We start from the raw sequence: 20,874 nt of genomic DNA, 5'->3' as shown, positions 1-20,874 counted from the left end.
GAAACTCTTGTTCCTTAGGCAAGAAAGTTTTGTTTCTCAAGAGAGAATCTTTTGTTTCAATTCGGTGGAACGGAGTGGAACATTTAAGTGGTTCGTCAGCCCTCTTCGTCTTCCTCGTTTTTCTCCTCTTTGTCGGCGTCTTCCCCTTTGCGGTAGGCAAGCGGACTGACGTGATATACATCCTTGAAACACTTTGAGAAGTAGCGCGAAGAGCTGAAACCTATCTTGTCCGATATCTCGGTGATGTTCAGTTCCGGGTTGTTCCGCAACATCAGGGCGCCTTTTTTCAGGCGGATGGTCAGGATGAAGTCATTCGGTGTTTGTCCGGTGATGGCTTTCAGTTTGGTGAACAGGTTGGTGCGTGCCATAGCCATTTCGCGGGCGAAGATGTTGACATTAAATTCCGTATTATCCAGATTCTTTTCGATGATGCTGATGGCGCGGTCCAGGATTTCCTTATCTATCGGGTTGGTGGCAAGCATCTGCGCATAAGCCTGTGGTTGTTTACTGAACTTTTCCTGCAAGAGAATGCGTGAATTTACCAGGTTGTTACAACGCGAAATCAACAGATTCGTATTGAATGGTTTGGTGATGTAATCGTCCGCACCGATGCGCAGTCCTTCAATGTTCTGCTCTACGGCAGTTCGTGCGGTAAGCAGTACTACCGGTATGTGGCAGGTATTGAAATCATTCTTAATCAGTTTGCAGAGTTCGGTACCGGACATTTTGGGCATAACGACGTCGCTTACCACAATATTCGGCATTTCCTTCTGTATCAGCTCCAGACCTTCTTCACCGTCTGCGGCTGTCAGCACCTGATAGAATGGGCGGAAGATGTTTTCCAACATCTCACGAATGGAGGCGTTGTCTTCCACGATAACCATCTTGACATCAGGCATACGCTTAATCGGGGCATTTTCTTCCAGTTCGGCTTTGAGTGAAGCGTCTATTTCGGAAGTTTGCGGTTGCTCTATTTGCTGTACGTCTTCGTTCTTCTTGCTGATTTCCTCGGCATTGAAGTGGGCGTTGCCCAAGCGGAGGCGGACGATGAAGCTGCTACCTTTGCCCAGTTCGCTTTCTACCTTGATGGTGCCGTGGTGCAGTTCGACGATGCCTTTGGTCAAAGCCAGACCGATACCGGTACCTACGCCGGTGGTGAGACTGTCCATCTGCTCTGTCTGATAGAAGCGGTCGAATATCTTATCTACTTCTTTGGCGTCGATGCCGCTGCCTGTATCAGTCACGCGAATTACGGCTTCATTGCCTTCGGTGGTGATGCTGAGTGTGATGGTATCTTCGGCTTGGGTATGCTTGATGGCATTGGATAACAGGTTGTTGATTACCTTCTGCATTTGCTTCTGGTCATACCACACTTCCAGACCTTCACTGTCTTTCTCGAAGTTGAAATTGATCTGCTTGCTGCTTGCATATTCCATGAAGATGAGGTAATTCTCATAAAGGAAATGCACGATGTTGTGCGGGCTGACTTTTACCTTCATGTGTCCTTGTTCCTGTTTGCGGAAGTCAAGGAGCTCGGTGATGAGCTCGCGCAATTGGATGCTGTTCTGGTAAATGCTCAGTATCTTATTATAAATGGTGGGTGTGAAGTTTTGCAATTGCATCAGGGTTTCCACCTGCGACACGATGAGCGTAAGCGGTGTGCGGAACTCGTGAGAGATGTTGGTGAAGAAGCGTAATTTCGATTGGTTCAGCGCTTCCACGTCTTGTATATGCTTCTGTTCGTACTTCAACGATTCACGCAGCTTGATTCTTGATTTGTATGTCTTCACCAGATACCACAAAAGGATGCCGGTCACTATCAGATAAATAAGATAGGCGAGCGGAGTCTTATAATAAGGTGGCAGTACATGAATTGTCAGGTGTACTTGCGGACAAAGCGACTCTTCCTTTCCTTTAGGCTTAATCAGCAGATTGTATGTTCCGGCATTCAGGTTTGTGTAGGTGATGATAGGTTGGCCACGCGTGCTGTTCCAATCGTCGGAGAAGCCTTCCAGCTTGTAGATGATTTCATCCTTATTGGCAGCCACGTAATTGGAAGTGGCAAACTCGATGCTGAACATTGTCTGATTGGCATTCAGGGTGATTTCCTGCGTATGGCATAGGGATTGCGTCAAAATGCCCGTTTCATCGCTCACTTTTACTTCGGAACCGTTTACAATGAGGCGGGAAAGGATGATCTTATAAGGCTTCGGGGTGAAATTAAGTTCCAGTTCATTGAATGAGAGCATACCTTGCGTACCGCCAAGGAAGATTTCTCCGTCGCGTGTCACGCAAAGCGCGTTTTCATTGACAGCTGTCAGTGGAAAACCGTTCTCCACGCTGTAGTTCTGGAACTTTTCCGCTTTCTGATCGAAGATGGAGAAGCCCTGATTGGTAATCAGTATCAGTTTACCGCTGACGGGGGATTCTTGTGTATCGTAGATGCAATCGCTGACAAGTCCGTTCTTGCCCTTGTCGAAGTTTTCGAAATCGTTGGTAGCGGGACGGTACAGGTCGAGGCCGCTTCCTGAAGTGGAGAACCACAAGTTACCCTTGCTGTCCTGCATAATGTTGTTCACATTATTGTTGCTGAGGCTGTGCGCTTGCGTCCCGTCGTGACGGTAATTGGTCAACTTGTTGGTATCGAAGCGGTAGGAGAAGATACCTTCGCCTGTGGCGGCAATCCAGAGCGTGCCGTTATTATCTACCTCTACATCTGCAACCATAGCTATCTTACGCCCTTCTTTGCTATCTTTAAAGAGCTGTTGGCATTTCCCGGTCTGAGGATTGAACAGGCACACACCGTTTTGGGTAGCAACAATCAATTGGTCCTGGTAGGGGGTTATGTCGCGAACTATATTGGACGGAAGAGTTTCCGGATTCCCTTCTTCCATCAGATAATGCGTGAATGCGCCTGTGCGGATATCCAGTTTGTTCAGTCCGCCAAGATGGGTTCCTATCCAGATGATTTCCTTTGCGGGATCATAGTAAAGGGCTTTCACATTGCTGTGGGAGATGCTGTTGCGTCCCTGTCCGGCAAGATACCACTTGAACTCACGTGTCCGGCGGTTATAGAAGTTCAGTCCGCCTCCCTCCGTGCCAATCCACAGATTTCCGTTCTTATCTTCGATGGTGCGTCCGACTACGGGGCTGCTTAGTCCTTCTTCTTCATGGATGGAAGCTTTGTACCGGGTATAGATTTCGTATTCGGGGTTGAAGTAATTGACACCGCCGAAGTAAGTACCCAGCCATAAGGTACCCTGATTATCTTTTACGATGCACCAGATGGACGAGTGTGTAAGTCCTTCATTCTGCATCTCGTTGGAGGTATGGTTCTGGAAAAGTCCTGTTGTTTTGTTGTACCGGTTCAGACCGTTGAAGGTTCCTATCCAGATATTGCCAAGATTATCCTCACAGCAGGCTCTCACGAAATCGGAAGATATGCTGTGCGGGTTCTTCGGGTCGTTTCGCAGGTTCTCGATGCTTCCGTCTGTTTTCACCCGGAAGAGTCCCTTTTCCCAGCTTCCGATCCACAGTTCGCCTGCATTGTCCTGGTAAATGCTGGTGATATTTCCTTTCTCGATGGGGTGGGTTAGCAGATGCTCGTCTATTTTCAGATTGAACACACCTTCGCTGGTGGTTCCTATCCACATGTGTCCTTTGTCTTCGAACATGCAGGATATTTCGATGTTTTCTCCTGCCATCTGGTAATAAAGATCGAAGTTGTCGGTTTGCTCATTGTAGCGGTATATTTCGTTCTTTTTTCCGATGAAAAGGCCGTTTTTATAATATATGCTATTGATATTTCCTTGCAGGAGGGTGGTGAAGCGTTGGGTAGTCAGGTCGAACTGGGCAACCCCTTCGGTACAGAGCAGGTAGATTTTCCCGTTCTGGTCGCCTGCCATGCGGAGCACGGTGTTACAGAAAAGGCTGTAGGGATCGTTTTTGTTCAGTTTGTAAGTCTGTATATCGTTTCCATTGTAACGGTTCAAACCTTCGCGCGTACCAATCCATAAGATACCATTTTCATCAATATACAAACTGTTGACACTAAACTGAGATAGGCCGTCGTCGGTGGTCAGATGATTGAAAGTGATATTCTGGCTGTGTACGTTTGCCGTAACTATGCTTACTAAAACAAGAAACAGCGTTCTGATAAACTTTTGCACTTTTCCTCCGGTATTTTAAGGTTCCAAACACAAATATAAGGCGTTTTGCTCAAAGGGGGAATGTTTATTGGCTGTTTTTTATGGTTATGTCTGTCGAAATGTATATTTTTGGGCGTTTGTCGGACGAATTTTGACTTTTGCTTTCATTCGGAAGGCGTATATTTGCATACCAATTTTAAATCTATTATAAAATATCATGAATAACCTCCAATCCATTGTATCCCATTTCAATACGAAGGGTACAGTTAACGAAATCCAGCCTTTGGGCAGCGGACTGATCAATGACACGTACAAAGTGACTACTCTGGAAGCCGACGCGCCCGACTATGTATTGCAACGTATCAACCATGCTATCTTCCAGAATGTGGAGATGTTGCAGACAAACATTGAAGCCGTTACCCGGCATATCCGCAAGAAACTTACGGAACAGGGAGCGGATGATATCGACCGCAAGGTACTTTCTTTTATTCCTGCCGATACGGGAAAAACGTATTGGTACGATGGCGAAAACTATTGGCGCATCATGACTTTCATTCCCAATGCAAAGACTTATGAAACGGTGGATGCGGAATATTCTTATTATGCCGGTGTTGCTTTTGGCAATTTCCAGGCGATGCTTGCGGATATTCCGGATACGTTGGGAGAGACGATTCCTGACTTCCATAATATGGAGTTTCGTCTGAAACAGCTTCGGGATGCCGTGGCTGCGGATGCGGCAGGTCGGGTGAAAGAAGTGCAATATTATCTGGATGAGATTGAAAAGCGTGCGGACGAAATGTGTAAAGGTGAACGTTTGTATCGTGAGGGTAAATTGCCTAAACGTGTATGCCATTGCGATACGAAGGTGAACAATATGATGTTCGATGAAGAAGGGAAGGTGCTTTGCGTGATTGATCTTGATACCGTAATGCCCAATTTTATCTTTTCTGATTTTGGAGACTTTCTTCGTTCAGCAGCCAATACGGGCGCCGAGGATGATAAAGACCTGAATAATGTGAACTTCAATATGGCAATCTTTAAGGCGTTTGCAAAAGGCTATCTGGAGTCTGCTAAAGTCTTTTTGCTTCCGATAGAGATTGAGAACTTGCCGTATGCCGCTGCGTTGTTCCCCTACATGCAGTGTGTTCGTTTTCTGGCAGATTATATTAATGGTGATACTTATTATAAGATTAAATATCCGGAACACAACCTTGTACGTACAAAAGCGCAGTTCAAATTGCTTCAGAGTGCCGAGGAACATACACCGGAGATGAAGGAGTTTATAAAGGAGTCATTGGTATAATAGTTACGAGTTACGAGCTACAAGCTACAAGTACCTTTCGGAATATGAGCGTAGCCACTCGTAGCTTGTAGCTCGTAGCCCGTAACTCCTTAACACAATCAAAATATGAGTAAAAGAACCCCTGCATACTTGGTGTTGAAATCAGCAGTCTTGTTTTTATCTCTGCTCTGTTTTTATCCCTTGTCTGCAACTAACCCCCAAAAGAAAGAAATGAAAGAGTTGAATGTAAAGAAAGTGAGTCTGGCTAATGTGGCGGTGGAGAATGTTCCTGCCTTGCTGGACAAAGAAAAGGTGGATTTTCAGTCGATCAATACGGTGAACTGGAAAGCGTTTCCTTATCAGCCGGAAGTACAATTCCGTATTGCCCATACAGATGATGCGATTTTGATTCATTATAAAGTAAAGGAAGCTAGTGTGCGTGCTGTAGCAACGGGAGATAACGGTGCTGTATGGGAAGATGCTTGCGTAGAATTCTTTTCAGTTCCTGCGGGAGATGGAATTTATTATAATGTAGAGTGTAACTGCGTGGGAACTTTGCTGATCGGTGCAGGTGGCGGACGTAGCAATCGTGAACATGCTCCGCAAGAAGTAATGGATAAGGTGCAGCGTTGGTCTTCTCTGGGACGCGAATCTTTTGAAGAACGGGTAGGAGCGTGCAACTGGGAATTGGCATTAGTCATTCCTTATTCTGCTTTCTTCAAACATCAAATCACCAGTCTTGACGGAAAGACGGTTCGTGCCAATTTCTACAAATGCGGAGATAAGTTGCAAACGCCTCATTTCCTCTCATGGAATCCCATTAATCTGGAAAAGCCTAATTTCCACTGTCCCGAATTTTTCGGTACATTGAATTTTGAGTAACTATTTCCAGTCTTTCAAATTATAGCTTGCTTCTACCGCCTTTTCTATATCATCGGGAAGGGCGGGGAAGAAGTCTATCCCTGTGATCCGCTCCACTTCATCCACAGTGTTTACATAAGAGTCCAGTGGATTATTCCCTTCGTTATTTTTATAGATAAAGCCGATGGCTTTCGGCCTTTTGTGCAGAGAAAGTATCACTTTAAAGAAAGCATCCGGCACGGCCACTTTATGCTCGCCTATGGTCTGTGGCTTCCGGTCATAGAAGATAGGGCCGGCTACAATGTAAAGACAACTGTCTTTTTTCACCCACTTGCGGCATTTCTGTTCCAGTTCGTTCCAGTCACCCCGGTTTAGATTGTGGTGCTGGGGGCAGATGTTGGTCATGTAGAAACTTTCTATCATGGCTTGGCGGCTCCATTTGTTGTCTCCTGCGGGACAAAGATGTCCACGGTCCCAACCACTGCCTTTATAGTCTTGTGTGGTGACGGCTTTACTTTTAGGTAGGTCAGGGTCGGGACGGAAGCTATTGATTCGCTCGGTATTTTCTTTTAAACGTTCGGGAGTCAGTTTCCAGGCTACCCAGTTAGCTATGCGGGTGTTGGAGTTATAGGATACGAGGTATCCGGTGCGTTGCAACAATATTTCGGGGGTAGCGGGTGCAGTGGTTTGCTTGATGTAGATGTCGGAGTTCTGGAGGTTGCTTTGGGAAACGGCTTCTATCGGTTTACTGTTTACGGCATCTTTCTTGGAGTTTATAGTCTGATAGGCGGTAAGGATGCCGCATACAATAAAGACTATCAGTAGCATCAGTTGTTTTTTGCTATTTACTTGTTTTTTCTTTCTCTTTCTCATAATCCGATTACGTAAGATGATACAAAGATACTGAAACTGAACTTTAAAAGCTAAAAAGTCGAGTTTGTTTCTATGTTTTATAACACTCCTTATAGAGGTCCTTTCTTGTTTCTTGAGTTGTATTATTCATATATGCATGTTTGTTTCACTTAAAATGTAATGCTTATGAAGAACTTACTTTATTTTGTTATTTTGTTTTGTTGCCCTTTAGTTTTTATTGCTTGTTCCGATTCAAAAGAAGAATTTGACAGTATGCCGTATTCCTTTCGTCTTGGAGGAGAAATCTGGAATGAAACTGATGGCTTGAAAGCTGATGAGACTGCACTTTATGGTATTGAGGTACTTTATGCTGATGGTAGCCCTTATGCTTACGGGTTGTTTGATGATCTTGGTAAGGCAAAGATTAAGTTACTGAAAGAAAAGCAATTCACTTTTCGTGTAGTGGTGGTTCCCAATGGTCAGAAGCTTTGTCATGACATTCATTCAACTGCAACAGAACGCTATTTGGATCGTTTCAAAGAAATATATACTTTGACTTCTGATGACTATTGTTTTTGGGGTAATGAATTTGTCTATGACACTCATGTTCATTTCCGCTATTTTCGTGTTCCTGAAAAATCATATTACTATCGAATATTTACAGGTTATTGTTCGGATTTCGACAGAAATGCCGGTAATGAAATCGTGATAGACATGAAAGCCATGTTCGGTGAGATAGTCTATAGATTGAATGCTGATATCGGAGACTATGTCAAAGAACTGCGCGTTATCGGCCGTTTAGTTTCTGATACTGATCCAATGGATGCGGAGCCTATTCCTTCTTTTGACGAGCTGAAAGGTCAGTTAGGCTATTCTGTCGATGGCTTTTACATGGAGTCGGGTTTTAGGGATGCAGAAGGTTTCTATTATTCGTTTCGCGATTGGGATGATTGCTTTTCCCGGATACCTGATGATTATGAGATGAATATTAGGATTATATCTCAATATCAGAATATGAAGAAAGATATACTTGGTGAGCGTGCCTCTCCGGTTCTCTCCATGAAGCGGCATGAAACGTTGGTTTTTAATGTGTTGCCTTTGGAATGATTGTTTAATAAAAAAAATGACTGATATGAAATTTAAAGATGGAAGTTTAACGAAAGTTTTAGTAGGCTATTATGCTGAATATACGGTTGAATTTGGGAAAGCTTTGAGTTAAGGAAGGAACTTGGGAATTTCATGATTCTTGCGATACAACGAGCTATTTTCAGGAGTTTTATTACTTTGACGAGCAGGGACAGGAAGTACGTACATTGGAAGAAAATAATATTTATTATATTATGACTTTGAAGAACCCCACACCGTTATTTGTTCATTCTGCTGATTCTAAGACTTCTACTGAAGTTCATATTATGCAGGGGGAACCTTATCATTGGAAAGTTCTTTATCATGAAAGAGGGAGTTCTTTAGATTACTTGGCAATAAAGGAAGATCCGGATATACCACAAGAAGTGAAAGATAAGATATATGAAGGACAAACCTGTTTCAAACGGATTTTTGAGCCTGGGGAATACAGACTTGTCTTTAATGCAGCTAAGTTGACAAATGGAGGTGTACACAATGGTTTGGTTTGCGTTAATATTCTCCCATATTGGGTGCAAGGAACATCATTTGCAAATGCCTATGAACTTGGAACTTTTTAACAAAATCACCCGCATTACAACCTTAGACGTAGTGCGGGTGATTAAGCAAGTTGGGTTATGTCTTTTCCCTTTCAGTTACTTTTCGAGGTAACTTTTGTTTTATTTCACAATCCCTTTAGACTCCCGTACGAAGTTAAGGATATTATGTATCTCATCACTCATCGGCACCTGGTCCTCAATTTTTTGCAAAGCATCCTGTATGCTGAAGTTACCTTGGTAAATCAGTCGGTAAGCATTTACAATATGACGCAGAATACGGTCTGTTACCTGGTGCTTGTGCTGTAGCACGACAGCATTAATGCCATGATAACCTGCCGGATTACCATTCATAATAACATAAGGAGGAACGTCTTTCGCAATGCGGCATCCTGACTGGATCAATACCCAGCTTCCGATGTGGCATTGTTGTTGCAAAATGACGTTACTGCTCAGAATGGTAAAGTCACTGATACGACAGTCACCGGCTATGATAGTCTTAAGTCCCAGTACGCAGTGGTTACCTATCTGCACATCATGGCAAAGGTGTACACCATCCATCAGGAAGTTCTCGCTGCCGATACGTGTGGCATCTCCTTCATGTGTAGCACGGCTTACAACTACGTTTTCGCGAATGTCATTCTCATCGCCGATGATCAGCAAACTCTTCTCACCCGTATAATGGAAATCTTGTGGGGTGGTACCGAGTACGGCGCCATGATGCACTTTGTTCTTTTGCCCTAAGCGTGTACCGTCGAGGATACGCGCACCGGACATGATAATACAGTCATCTCCAATCTCTACATCGCCTTCGATATATGCAAAAGGCTGAACCGTTACATTCTTGCCGAGCTTTGCGGCAGGATCTACAAATGCTAATGGACTTATCATAATATTTAAATTAAGGAATGAAAAAATGAAAGAATGAAAAGGCAATACCTGCGGCTGACTTTCATTTTTTCATTCTTTCATTGTTCATTATTTATTTCTGCCTCCTCCGAGCGCCTGGTACAGGCTGATAACAGCTTGCATACGGTCGAAAGTGTCGGATACCTCGGAGGTTTGTGCACTGAGGTAAGATTGCTCAGCAGACAGAACTTCCAGATACGTTGACGTGCCTAAGTTAAACAATTCTTTTGTATCTTCCGCAGCTTTACGGGCAGAATTTACCTGGATCTCACGAGAAACAGCCTTTTCGGAAGTCATCTGATATTGATATAAGGCGTTGCTCACTTCGTTTCCAGCTTTCAGCAAAGTGGTCTGGAACTGGATTTTGGATTGCTCTTCCTGTGCTTTGGCCTGTTTCAGACGGGCGATATTAGCACCGCGATAGAATAGCGGTTGTGTCAACGATCCTATGGCGGAAGCCAGTAACTTGCCCGGATTCATAATTGCAGAACCTGCACTGTTAGTCCATCCTGCCGAACCGCTCAATGTAATCTGCGGATAGAAAGCTGCACGTGCGCTGTTAGTATCGTAATAACTTGCAGCAAGAGACATCTCGGCAGCCTTTACATCGGGGCGGTTAGACAACAGTTGCAAAGGAATACCGGCTGAAAATTCTGTCGGTAATTGCTGGTTTTCCAATACACCCCGTTCTATTTCCTGTGCCGGTTGATTCAACATCAGGCAAAGAGCATTTTCTGTTTCACGAATGCTTTGGCGCATGCCCGGCAGAGATGCCAGCACCTGTGCGTAAGCTGCACGGGTTTGTTCTACTCCGGCAGAAGTCGTATTGTATATGCCTGCATCCTTCATAGCCTCTACGGTTTCCACATTCTTTTTCAGGATATCGGCTGTGGATTCTGTTATCTGCAACTGGCGGTCGAGCATCAACAATGTGTAGTACATATTGGCCACATTGGCGATTACCTGAGTTTGCACCGCTTGTTCATAGAACTGTGTCTGTTTCAGAGACACCTGTGCAGCACGTTTCGGGTTCAGTATCTGACCGAACAGATCAATTTGCCAGCTTGCTGTAACAGGAAGCGAATAAGTTTGCGTAGCTTTTCCCTTATCCCAGCTGCTTACGGTTCCTTGCGGAGACAATGCAAGCGTGGGAGCATAAGCCAGGCGTGCAGACATAAGAGCAGCCTCTGCCTTCTTCACGTTCAGAGCGGCGCTGCGCAAATCAGGATTATTGGCAAGTGCTTGTTCGATGAGCGCTTGTAACTGAGGGTCGGTAAATACTTCCCTCCAAGGCAGGTTGCCGAAGTTTGCAGTATCCGCTGCCAGTGTATCGTTCACAGCTGTCGTGTCGCGATACAGTCCGGCAGCCGTAATATCTTCGGGTCTGTCGTATGATTTGTAGATATGGCAACTGCTTAAAAGAGCAGTTGCACACATCAGAGTTATAATTTGTTTCTTCATAATGATAAAAATAATATTAAGTATTAAGTGTTAGGTATTGAGTATTGACTGGTGTATTCTGTGCCGCATGGCAATATACTTGATACTTAATACCTAATACTTATTTATACTTATTTAGTGTATTGCTCAATTTCAGGTTCTGCATCAGAGTTATCCACATCAGCCCATTCCATCGGTTTAATCTTCTCTTGCAGATATTGGAATGCAACGAACAGGGCCGGTACGATAAAGATCTGAAGAATCATACCGATTAACATACCGCCGATGGCAGAGGTACCCAGTGTACGGTTACCATTGGCACCTGCACCGGATGCCATCATCAACGGAATCAAACCGACGATCATGGCCAGTGATGTCATCAAGATAGGACGCAGACGGGCTGCGGCACCCAGTACGGCTGCCCACGTAATACTCATACCCATCTTACGACGGTCGAGGGCAAACTCAATAATCAAGATGGCGTTCTTCGCCAACAGACCCATCAACATGATCAATGCAATCTGCATATAAATGTCGTTGGACATGGACCCCATTATCATTTTCAGAATGGAGATATTACCGATGGCGCTCATACCGTTGACGAACAGGAAGCTACCCAACAGACCAAACGGAATAGACAACAGTACGGCAAGCGGCAAGATGTAACTTTCATACTGTGCACTCAGCAACAGGTAAACGAATACGAAGCAGAGAACGAAGATCAATCCTGTGGTGCTACCACTGGTTTCGGCTTCTTCACGTGCCATACCTCCCAATTCGTAAGCGAAACCGGCAGGTAGGTTCTCTTTGGCAACCTCGGCGATAGCCGCCAGTGCCTGACCGGAAGTATATCCGGAAGCTGGGGCAACCATCACTTTCATAGAAGTATACAAGTTGAAGCGGCTGATAATATCGGGTCCGTATACCTTCTTGATGGAAACGAACTGAGTTATCGGGGCCATTTCATCGCCGTTGCGCACCTTGATGCTGGACAATGATTCCAGATTCTTGGTTGCTTCCGGCTCTGCCTGAACCATTACACGGTACATCTTACCGAAACTGTTGAAGTTAGAAGCATACAGACCGCCGAAGTATCCCTGCATAGTGCTGAGGATGTCGCTTGGGCTGATACCCGCTTTCTTACAGGCAGCAGCGTCGATATCCAGCATATATTGCGGGAAGCTCGGATTGAAGGTCGTCTTTGCCGAGTTGATTTCCGGGCGTGCTTCCAATGCGGCATTATAAGATTTCACTACATCGAAGAAGTGGTTCAGGTCACCACCGGTCTTATCCTGCATATTCAACTCGATGTCGCTGGATGCAGAGTAACCAGAAATCATAGGAGGAGCGAAGAACAGTACCTGCGCTTCTTTGATAATCTTCTGTGCACGCATAAAGAGCGTGATGTAGACGATGTTTGAATTCTGCATTGTGGAACGTTCGTCCCAGTTTTTCAGCTTGATGATGATAGAACCGTAAGAAGGTCCCTGTCCGCCGATGAAGCTATAACCGGAAATCACTGTACGGGATGCAACAGCCGGTTCGGCGGCCACAAGGCTGTCTACACGGTGCAGCACCTCTTGTGCGCGTTCCTGTGAAGTACCCGGAGGCAGAGTTACTACACCCATGATGGTACCCGTATCTTCGTTAGGCACCATACCCGTCGGAGTAATCTTCATGAAGAAAATCAGTAATACGATGGAACCGGCTACAAGACCGAAACTCAACCATTTCTTTTGGATGAAGAACAATACATTATTTTTGTATTTCTTCAGCATCTTGTCATAAGCTACATTGAAGCCTGTATGGAAACGGCTGATAAATGTCGATTTCTTTTCACCATGCTCATCATGCGGTTTCAGGAAGATGGCACACAATGCCGGACTCAACGTCAAAGCGTTCAATGCGGAGAAACCGATAGCGATAGCCATCGTCAGACCGAACTGCCGGTAAAATATACCTGCCGTACCACCCATGAAACTTACAGGGATAAATACAGACATCATGACCAGCGTAATAGAAACGATGGCACCACCCAATTCACTCATGGCGTCGATGGAAGCGGCACGGGCAGACTTATACCCCTGGTCCAACTTCGCATGGACACCCTCGACGACGACTATGGCATCGTCGACCACTATCGCAATGGCGAGCACCATGGCTGAAAGGGTCAGCAAGTTGATACTGAAGCCGATTAGTTTCAGTACGAAGAACGTTGCGATCAATGCTACCGGAATAGCGATGGCAGGAATCAATGTAGAACGGAAATCCTGCAGGAAGACATATACTACGATGAACACCAGGATAAAGGCCTCGATCAATGTCTTGATTACCTCATGAATAGAGGCGAACAAGAAGTCGTTGGCACTCTGTGCAATATTGATATGCAAGCCTGCGGGCAGTTTATCGGAATAGTCATTCAACAATGTCTCCAGATCACTGATGGTTTGTGTAGCGTTACTTCCGGCCATCTGGAATACAATACAGCTGACGGCCTTATGACCGTTTACGGTGTTATTGAAACTATAGGTCAGACGTCCCAGTTCGATATCAGCGATATCTTTCAGACGGAGTACTTCTCCGTTTTCCATTGCTTTGATAACGATGTTCTCAAATTCTTCCGACTGTTGCAGACGTCCTTTGTAACGTATTGTATATTGGAATGTCTGGTTACCGCGTTCACCAAACTGTCCGGGGGCAGCCTCGATATTCTGTTCTGCCAAAGCTGCCGCTACATCATTAGGTATCAATTTATACTGAGCCATCACGTCAGGCTTCAGCCAGATACGCATGGAGTAGTCAGTACCCAACACCATCGCATCACCTACACCGGCCACACGTTTTACTTCAGGAATAAGGTTGATGTTGGCATAGTTTTCGAGGAATTCGATGTTATATTGGTCCGTCTCATCATAAATAGAGAATACCATCAACATGGAAGTCTGTCTCTTTTGTGTCGTCACACCTACCTTGGTTACTTCGGCAGGCAGCAGACCTTGTGCCATAGATACACGGTTCTGTACGTTTACGGCAGCCATATCCGGGTTGGTTCCCTGTTTGAAGTAAACGGAAATATCGGCGGAACCACTGTTGGTGGCATTGGAAGTCATGTACATCATGTTCTCTACACCGTTGATCTGGTCTTCCAGCGGTGCAATAACGGAGTTCAACACCGTTTGGGCGTTGGCACCCGTGTAGGTGGCGCGCACCGATACGGTTGGCGGTGCAATGTCCGGGTATTGGGTGATAGGCAAGGTTGCCAGACCAATAAGACCCAGGATCACTATCAGCACGGAGATTACCGTAGATAGTACCGGACGATTAATAAATCTATCTAATTTCATGTTATTTAGTGATTAGGAGGGGGTGATTCGTTAATTGAACGCAGTTTGGATATTACCTTCTTTTTGGTCTTTCAGTGCTTTCTGATATTCAGCCTCTTTTTCGGCAGGAGTGATAGGAGTGATAGATGCTCCGTCTCTCAGGTTCTGCACACCTTCCATTACTACTTTATCACCGGCTTTCAGACCTTCGGTTACGTAGTAATACTTACCATCATTCAGCTTGAACACCTGGATTTCCGTATTCTTCAGGGTGTTGTCAGGCTGCACTACGAATACGAACTTCTTGTCCTGTATTTCTGTAGTGGCTGATTGAGGTATCATAATAACATTCGTCATCGGGTTGGGGAATACCACATTACCGGTACTTCCGCTGCGCAGAACGTTACGCTGGTTGGGGAAGAGGGCACGCATGGTTACGGAGCCTGTCTTCTGTTCAATAACACCACTGATCGTTTCCACACGTCCGCTGTCGGCATACATGGTTCCGTCGATGAGTTGCAACTGTACATCAGGCATCTTCTCCAGGATTTCCTTGGTGCTGCCACCCTCGCGTATTTGTGAAAGTAATTGTCTTTCAGTCATGGAGAAGTAAGCATACATTTCAGAAATATCGGCAACGGTAGTCAGCGGAGTGGCAACGGAAGGGCTCACCAAGCTACCTACACGGTAGGGGATGCTACCTACTACACCGTCGCTGGGGCTGGTTACACTGGTATACGACAGATTGTTCTTGGCGTTTACTAATTGTGCTTCAGCTTGTGCTAATTGTGCTTTTGTTTGTGCCAGTTGATTCTCTGCCATCTGCAAATCGTAGTTGCTGATGATATTCTTTTTGTTCAACTCACGCTTGTTGTTTACGGTAAGTTCTTGCGTGTTTACGGCAGCTTTAGCTGTTTCAACAGCAGCTTTGGCTGAGTTCACGGCAGCTTGATACTGTACGGGGTCAATGCTGAACAACACTTGTCCCTTGCGTACTACTGAACCTTCGTCTACATGCAGTTTGGTGATGAAACCGCTTACCATGGGGCGGATTTCTACATCTTGTTTACCTCTGATCGTAGCCGGATAACTGTTCGTTAAGTTGGCAGTGGTCGTTTCTACTGTAATCACTGCAAATTCGGGCGCTTTACCCGTAGTTTTGTCACTCTGTCCGCAACTGAACAGTGACAGGCAACATGCCAATAAAATCAATCTACTCTTCATACTTGTAATTATTCTCTGTCTTTTGGTTTATTTTTTCATTTGGTAAATACAGGTTTCTTCTGTCTTGTCATAGTTTGGATAATACGGAGGACAAAGGGGAAAACTTAAAGCACTCTTCGGGTTTTCCGGCTGCAAAATTATCTATTTTTGAACAGATTAGTTCTATTTGCGTCTATTTTTAACTATGTTTCATACATATCTTATATATACCGTTGGCGGATTTAATTTCTTTCGATATGTTTATGTGTTAATTCAACACAGATTAACACCTGTTTTTATCCATAACCGGTGCTGTATTCCCATTACGAGTGAAGCCATTTCCCATTACGACTGAAGGTACTTCCCATTACGACTGAACTCGTGTTTCACTACGACTGATTGGTGTGAAACACCAAGTGTATTGCCACACAGATAGTTGCCCGCTTTCGCAGGGCCTTGCTGAAGTATCTTCTCTTTCATCCTCCCGATTGAACCTTTCCTTTGTTTTATCTGTTTTTACTGTCTTCTTGCTCTTTTTTGATTAAAATACTGTAAAGCATTCTGTTTATTAAGGGATAACCTTTATTTTTGCAGCATATTACGTAATAAATATTTAGATATGAAGTCTCTTTTCAATCGTCTGGCAGGTGTTGCCGTCGTTGGTGCCGTGCTTTATTCCTGCGCCAGCATCGGTCGTCCGGAAGGTGGTGCTATTGATGAAACCCCTCCACGCTTCGTAGGTAGTACGCCTGCGCCGGGCGCGCTTAATAATAACCGGAAGAAAGTTACGATTGAATTCGATGAATTCATCAAGCTTGAGAAACCCGGGGAGAAGATTGTGATTTCTCCACCCCAGGTGCAACAGCCGGAGATAAAGGCGAACGGGAAGAAGGTGGTAATCACCTTAAAGGATACTCTTAAACCGAATACTACTTATTCGATAGACTTCTCGGATGCTATTCAGGACAATAATGAAGGTAATCCGTTGCCCGATTTCGGGTTTACTTTCTCCACGGGTTCCGTTATCGACTCGATGGTGGTTTCCGGTACCGTGCTGAATGCAGCCAATCTGGAACCGGTGAAAGGTATGTTGGTAGGTATGCATTCCAATTTAGCTGACTCGGCCTTTACTACGATACCTTTTGAACGTGTAGGTCGTACCGACAGTCGTGGGCGTTTCACGATTCGGGGTGTTGCTCCGGGCGAATACCGCATCTACGGATTGCAAGATGCTGACCAAAACTTCTATTATAGTCAGCCCACTGAAATGATTGCTTTCGAAGACTCCCTGATTATTCCTGCCATGGATGAACGGATACGTCTTGATACACTCTGGAAAGATTCTCTGACGATAGATACGATCATGGAGAGAACTTATACTCATTACTCTCCGGATGACGTCATATTGCGCTGTTTCAAAGAACGGGTTTTGTCGCAACGTCTCATCAGGAGCGAACGTCCCGAATCCCGGAAATTCTCTTTCTATTTCTCTACCCAGGCTGACAGCCTGCCGTTGTTGAAGGGACTGAATTTCGATGAAACCAACGCTTTCATCGTGGAGAAGCCAACCGGACGCATTGATACGCTTCATTATTGGATAAGAGACTCTCTGATCTATAAGATGGATACTTTGAAGATGAGTCTCACTTACCTCTATACGGATACGCTCAACCAGTTGGTGCCGCGTACGGATACTCTGAGACTTGTATCGAAGATTCGGCCTAAGTCCGAGAAAGAACTTGAGAAGGAACGTGAGAAGAAAGAAAAGGAACTGGAAAAAGCCAAAAAGAAAGCGGAGAAAGAGGGTAAGGAGTATGTAGAACCGACGGTATTCCTGCCTGTGGATGTATATGCACCGGGTACGATGGATATCTACGACTATATCTCTCTTACATTTACTGAACCGTTGGCAACTGCTGCTGATGGTGCCATTCATCTGAAACAGAAAGTAGACAGTTTGTGGAATGATATCCCTTACGACTTTGTTCCGGACTCTCTGAACCTGATGCGCTATAATGTTTATGCAGATTGGGTGCCTGGTGAAAGCTATGCTTTTGAAGTCGACTCGACGGCTTTCCATGGAATATATGGCCTTTTCACCGATAAGATAAAGAAAGAATTTAAGGTGAAGAAACCTGAAGAGTACGGGCAAATATTCTATAATGTGACGGGAGCAGATTCAATTGCTTTTGTAGAATTGCTGGACGCACAGGATAAAGTGGTGCGTACAGTGCCGGTTGTCGATGGTAAGGCAGATTTCTACTTCCTGAATCCCGGCAAATATAGTGCGCGCCTTATAAATGATACGAATGGAAACGGTGTGTGGGACACCGGAAAATACGAAGACAAACGGCAACCGGAGAAAGTGTATTACTATCCTCAGGTGATAGAACTGAAAGCTAATTTCGACTTGACCCAGGATTGGAATATACATGAAAAGCCGCTGGATAAACAGAAACCGGATGAACTCAAAAAACAAAAACCAGATGAAGACAAGAAAAAGAGAAACCAGAATAACCGCAGCTCCGGCAATAACCGGTAAGCGCGGATGGGTGTTCTGCCTGTTGGGAGCACTGTTGCTTACGATGATGTCCACGCCTGCCAAGGCACAATGTACGGCTCAAAACACCGCATTTCAGTCCGGCGAGCACGTGATGTACGATTTATATTTTAACTGGAAGTTTATCTGGAAGAAGGTGGGGCTGGCAAGTCTGACCACCTTCTCCACTACTTATCAGTCACAACCTGCCTACCGCTTCAACCTGCTTTCGGTAGGAAGTAAAAAGACCGATTTCTTCTTTAAGATGCGTGATACGCTGACTTGCTATGTCAGTGAAAAGCTGGAGCCGCTCTACTTCCGTAAAGCGGCCGAAGAGGGTGACCGCTATACGGTGGATGAAGCTTGGTTTTCATATAAGGATGGCGTATCCAACGTGAAGCAGAGGCGTATCTGGCACAACCCGGTCCGCGATCCGCAAGAGATGGAATACAGTGACAGCCGTTGCATCTTCGATATGTTAAGTATCCTGGCGCAGGCGCGTTCTTACGATCCGGCAGATTATAAAATAGGCGACCGGATTCTTTTTCCTATGGCCACCGGACGTAAGGTAGAAGAACAGACGCTGATTTACCGGGGCAAAGAAGATGTAAAAGCCAATAATGATACGATTTATCGTTGCCTCGTATTCTCTTTTGTAGAATATAAGAAAGGAAAGGAAAAAGAAGTGATTACTTTCTTTATCTCAGATGATAAGAATCATCTCCCGATTCGCTTGGATATGTATCTTAACTTCGGGTCGGCAAAGGCTTTCCTGAGGAGCGTACAAGGAAATCGTTATCCGATGACGTCGGTGGTAAAGAAGAAATGAGCTTGTAGCTCTATACCTTGAACGGCAGCGGATCCCCTTTTCTGAATACGCTGGACTCGAATGTAGCAATCAGTTTTCCGTCCTGGTTCGTAATATCTATCTGATAATATCCGGTAGTACGTCCGATGTACCGTTCGCGTGCTTCGGCATACAGCGTGTCACCCGGTCCGCTGGCGCGCAAAAAGGTGATATTGGAAGACAGGGAGAAAGCCAGTGCACCATGTGAATTGGCAGCGGCGGCCAGTGCCAGGTCTGCAAGAGTGAAGATGGCTCCGCCTTGGGTGCGGCGTCCTGCGTTGAGGTGATTCTCTGTGATAACGAGGCGTGCTTTACTATATCCTTCGCGTACTTCCAGTAGTTCTACGCCGGTTTGTTCTGCAAAGAGATCTTTCTTGAAAAATTCTTGTGGAGTCATGTTTTCAATATGATTAAAAAGTTCAATCTGTATGATTTATGTGCAAATGTAACAATTTTGCCCTTTTCCTGTATAATTTAGGAGGGTCTTTTCTGTAAACCTGCGCTACTTTTGCTGACGAAAGAATACGAAACTTTAATAAACAAATCATTATTATGAAAACAATCCTCACGACATTGGGAATATCCCTCCTTGTTTTGGCGGGTTGCACAAGTCAGAAGCAGACCGAGAGCAACTTTATCCAAGAGAATATTGATAATGCGGTGGCGCAGGAGACCATTCAGACCGACATTATCGAAAAGTCAGGGAAAATTCTGAATCCAAGAACTATCAACAAAGATGGTAGCATTGTTTATGTACCCATTGATGACTGGTGTTCCGGTTTCTTCCCCGGTAATATCTGGTATACGTATGAGTTGACCGGTGATAAGAAATGGTTGCCGCTAGCTGAGAAGTATACAGAAGCGCTGGATTCCGTGCAATACCTGACCTGGCATCATGATGTGGGCTTTATGATTGGCAGCAGTTACCTGAACGGATATCGTTTTGCCGGTAAAGAAGAATACAAGCCTGTGATTATTCAGACGGCTAAGTCTCTTTCTACCCGTTTCCGTCCGGCGGCAGGCGTACTTCAGTCCTGGGATGCCGATAAAGGCTGGCAGGCAGAACGTGGTTGGAAATGTCCGGTTATCATAGATAATATGATGAATCTGGAACTGTTGTTCGAAGCTTCCAAGCTTTCAGGCGATTCTACTTATTATAATATTGCCGTGAAACATGCCGATGCCACCATGAAAAATCATTTCCGTGCCAATAACAGCTGTTATCACGTAGTGGATTATGATCCCGTAACCGGTGAGGTACGTAAGAAACAAACTGCACAGGGGTATGCTGACGAATCCGCCTGGGCACGCGGACAGGCATGGGCCATTTACGGATACACCATGTGTTACCGTTATACCCACGATCAGAAGTATCTTGATATGGCTGAAAAGATTTATAACTTTATCTTCAATAATCCGAACCTGCCGGAAGACCTTGTACCGTATTGGGACTTTGATGCTCCCAATATTCCGAACGAACCCCGTGACGCTTCGGCAGCTGCATGTACGGCATCTGCCTTGTACGAGTTGAGCACATACATTCCCGGCAAAAACTATAAGGAAACAGCAGATAAGATTATGGAAAATCTCGGCTCTCCGGCTTATCGTGCAGAAGTGGGCACAAACGGTAATTTCATCCTGATGCACTCTGTAGGCAGTATTCCTCATGGTGCTGAGATTGATGTTCCGTTGAATTATGCGGACTATTACTTCCTGGAAGGAATTATGCGCAAAAGAGACCTGGAATCGAACAAGAAGCTCTTCTAATAAACGAATAATAGTGAACGCAAG

General features: G+C 45.0%; 14 protein-coding genes. 7 read left to right on the top strand and 7 right to left on the bottom strand.

Going from position 1 to position 20,874, the window contains the following annotated elements:
- Nucleotides 1-95: 95 nt before the first annotated feature.
- The gene (locus tag K6V21_RS04250; protein ID WP_224320937.1) at nt 96-4,169 is read right to left on the bottom strand and encodes a two-component regulator propeller domain-containing protein; all 4,074 of its coding nucleotides are present in this window, start codon (nt 4,167-4,169) and stop codon (nt 96-98) included.
- A 196-nt stretch (nt 4,170-4,365) separates the two neighbouring features.
- Here K6V21_RS04250 and K6V21_RS04245 point away from each other — a divergent pair, with 196 nt between their 5' ends.
- Nucleotides 4,366-5,451 (top strand): phosphotransferase enzyme family protein, encoded by a 1,086-nt coding sequence (locus K6V21_RS04245; RefSeq protein ID WP_007216777.1) that lies wholly within the window; start codon nt 4,366-4,368, stop codon nt 5,449-5,451.
- A gap of 105 nt (nt 5,452-5,556) precedes the next feature.
- The gene (locus tag K6V21_RS04240; RefSeq protein WP_217716099.1) at nt 5,557-6,312 is read left to right on the top strand and encodes a carbohydrate-binding family 9-like protein; all 756 of its coding nucleotides are present in this window, start codon (nt 5,557-5,559) and stop codon (nt 6,310-6,312) included.
- Here the strand turns inward: K6V21_RS04240 and K6V21_RS04235 are convergent, their stop codons facing one another.
- On the bottom strand, nt 6,313-7,164 hold the full coding sequence (locus K6V21_RS04235) for a DNA/RNA non-specific endonuclease (RefSeq protein ID WP_224320936.1): 852 nt from the start codon (nt 7,162-7,164) through the stop codon (nt 6,313-6,315). It abuts the gene before it with no gap.
- Nucleotides 7,165-7,329: 165 nt separating this feature from the next.
- Here K6V21_RS04235 and K6V21_RS04230 point away from each other — a divergent pair, with 165 nt between their 5' ends.
- The gene (locus K6V21_RS04230; protein WP_224320935.1) at nt 7,330-8,250 is read left to right on the top strand and encodes a hypothetical protein; all 921 of its coding nucleotides are present in this window, start codon (nt 7,330-7,332) and stop codon (nt 8,248-8,250) included.
- A 233-nt stretch (nt 8,251-8,483) separates the two neighbouring features.
- On the top strand, nt 8,484-8,846 hold the full coding sequence (locus tag K6V21_RS04225; protein WP_224320934.1) for a hypothetical protein: 363 nt from the start codon (nt 8,484-8,486) through the stop codon (nt 8,844-8,846).
- Nucleotides 8,847-8,945: 99 nt separating this feature from the next.
- Here K6V21_RS04225 and lpxA read toward each other — a convergent pair whose 3' ends face one another.
- The 4 genes from lpxA to K6V21_RS04205 form a co-directional block, all read right to left on the bottom strand.
- Entirely contained in the window at nt 8,946-9,713 is a 768-nt protein-coding gene (gene lpxA / locus K6V21_RS04220) for an acyl-ACP--UDP-N-acetylglucosamine O-acyltransferase (RefSeq protein WP_007216783.1), read from the bottom strand.
- Nucleotides 9,714-9,800: 87 nt separating this feature from the next.
- Complete coding sequence (locus K6V21_RS04215) at nt 9,801-11,192, bottom strand: TolC family protein (RefSeq protein WP_224320933.1); 1,392 nt, start codon at nt 11,190-11,192, stop codon at nt 9,801-9,803.
- Between the two features lie 110 nt (nt 11,193-11,302).
- The gene (locus tag K6V21_RS04210; RefSeq protein ID WP_007216785.1) at nt 11,303-14,515 is read right to left on the bottom strand and encodes an efflux RND transporter permease subunit; all 3,213 of its coding nucleotides are present in this window, start codon (nt 14,513-14,515) and stop codon (nt 11,303-11,305) included.
- 30 nt (nt 14,516-14,545) lie between these two features.
- Nucleotides 14,546-15,718: an efflux RND transporter periplasmic adaptor subunit gene (locus tag K6V21_RS04205; RefSeq protein WP_007216786.1), complete on the bottom strand. Its 1,173-nt coding sequence runs from the start codon at nt 15,716-15,718 to the stop codon at nt 14,546-14,548.
- A 598-nt stretch (nt 15,719-16,316) separates the two neighbouring features.
- On the opposite strand from K6V21_RS04205, the gene K6V21_RS04200 reads away from it, so the two are divergent.
- Both K6V21_RS04200 and K6V21_RS04195 read left to right on the top strand, forming a co-directional pair.
- Nucleotides 16,317-18,239, top strand: coding sequence for an Ig-like domain-containing protein (locus K6V21_RS04200; protein ID WP_224320932.1), 1,923 nt, complete (start codon nt 16,317-16,319; stop codon nt 18,237-18,239).
- Nucleotides 18,184-19,065: a DUF3108 domain-containing protein gene (locus tag K6V21_RS04195; protein ID WP_217716104.1), complete on the top strand. Its 882-nt coding sequence runs from the start codon at nt 18,184-18,186 to the stop codon at nt 19,063-19,065. Before K6V21_RS04200 ends, K6V21_RS04195 begins: the two co-directional genes overlap by 56 nt.
- A 10-nt stretch (nt 19,066-19,075) precedes the next feature.
- Here the strand turns inward: K6V21_RS04195 and K6V21_RS04190 are convergent, their stop codons facing one another.
- A complete protein-coding gene (locus K6V21_RS04190) occupies nt 19,076-19,480 on the bottom strand; it encodes a PaaI family thioesterase (protein WP_217716105.1) in 405 nt (134 codons plus the stop codon).
- A gap of 155 nt (nt 19,481-19,635) precedes the next feature.
- Between K6V21_RS04190 and K6V21_RS04185 the strand changes: the two genes are divergently transcribed.
- Entirely contained in the window at nt 19,636-20,850 is a 1,215-nt protein-coding gene (locus tag K6V21_RS04185; RefSeq protein WP_217716106.1) for a glycoside hydrolase family 88 protein, read from the top strand.
- Nucleotides 20,851-20,874 lie beyond the last annotated feature (24 nt).

This window comes from Bacteroides cellulosilyticus (assembly GCF_020091405.1).
Lineage (GTDB): Bacteria > Bacteroidota > Bacteroidia > Bacteroidales > Bacteroidaceae > Bacteroides.
This window is presented reverse-complemented; position numbering and strand designations above follow the sequence as displayed.

Excerpts from the sequence above, each read along its gene's own strand:
- K6V21_RS04245 (WP_007216777.1), top strand. The coding sequence starts at position 4,366 with ATGAATAACCTCCAATCCATTGTATCCCATTTCAATACGAAGGGTACA.
- K6V21_RS04240 (WP_217716099.1), top strand. The coding sequence starts at position 5,557 with ATGAGTAAAAGAACCCCTGCATACTTGGTGTTGAAATCAGCAGTCTTG.
- K6V21_RS04235 (WP_224320936.1), bottom strand. The coding sequence starts at position 7,164 with ATGAGAAAGAGAAAGAAAAAACAAGTAAATAGCAAAAAACAACTGATG.
- K6V21_RS04230 (WP_224320935.1), top strand. The coding sequence starts at position 7,330 with ATGAAGAACTTACTTTATTTTGTTATTTTGTTTTGTTGCCCTTTAGTT.
- K6V21_RS04225 (WP_224320934.1), top strand. The coding sequence starts at position 8,484 with ATGACTTTGAAGAACCCCACACCGTTATTTGTTCATTCTGCTGATTCT.
- lpxA (WP_007216783.1), bottom strand. The coding sequence starts at position 9,713 with ATGATAAGTCCATTAGCATTTGTAGATCCTGCCGCAAAGCTCGGCAAG.
- K6V21_RS04215 (WP_224320933.1), bottom strand. The coding sequence starts at position 11,192 with ATGAAGAAACAAATTATAACTCTGATGTGTGCAACTGCTCTTTTAAGC.
- K6V21_RS04210 (WP_007216785.1), bottom strand. The coding sequence starts at position 14,515 with ATGAAATTAGATAGATTTATTAATCGTCCGGTACTATCTACGGTAATC.
- K6V21_RS04205 (WP_007216786.1), bottom strand. The coding sequence starts at position 15,718 with ATGAAGAGTAGATTGATTTTATTGGCATGTTGCCTGTCACTGTTCAGT.
- K6V21_RS04200 (WP_224320932.1), top strand. The coding sequence starts at position 16,317 with ATGAAGTCTCTTTTCAATCGTCTGGCAGGTGTTGCCGTCGTTGGTGCC.
- K6V21_RS04195 (WP_217716104.1), top strand. The coding sequence starts at position 18,184 with ATGAAGACAAGAAAAAGAGAAACCAGAATAACCGCAGCTCCGGCAATA.
- K6V21_RS04190 (WP_217716105.1), bottom strand. The coding sequence starts at position 19,480 with ATGACTCCACAAGAATTTTTCAAGAAAGATCTCTTTGCAGAACAAACC.
- K6V21_RS04185 (WP_217716106.1), top strand. The coding sequence starts at position 19,636 with ATGAAAACAATCCTCACGACATTGGGAATATCCCTCCTTGTTTTGGCG.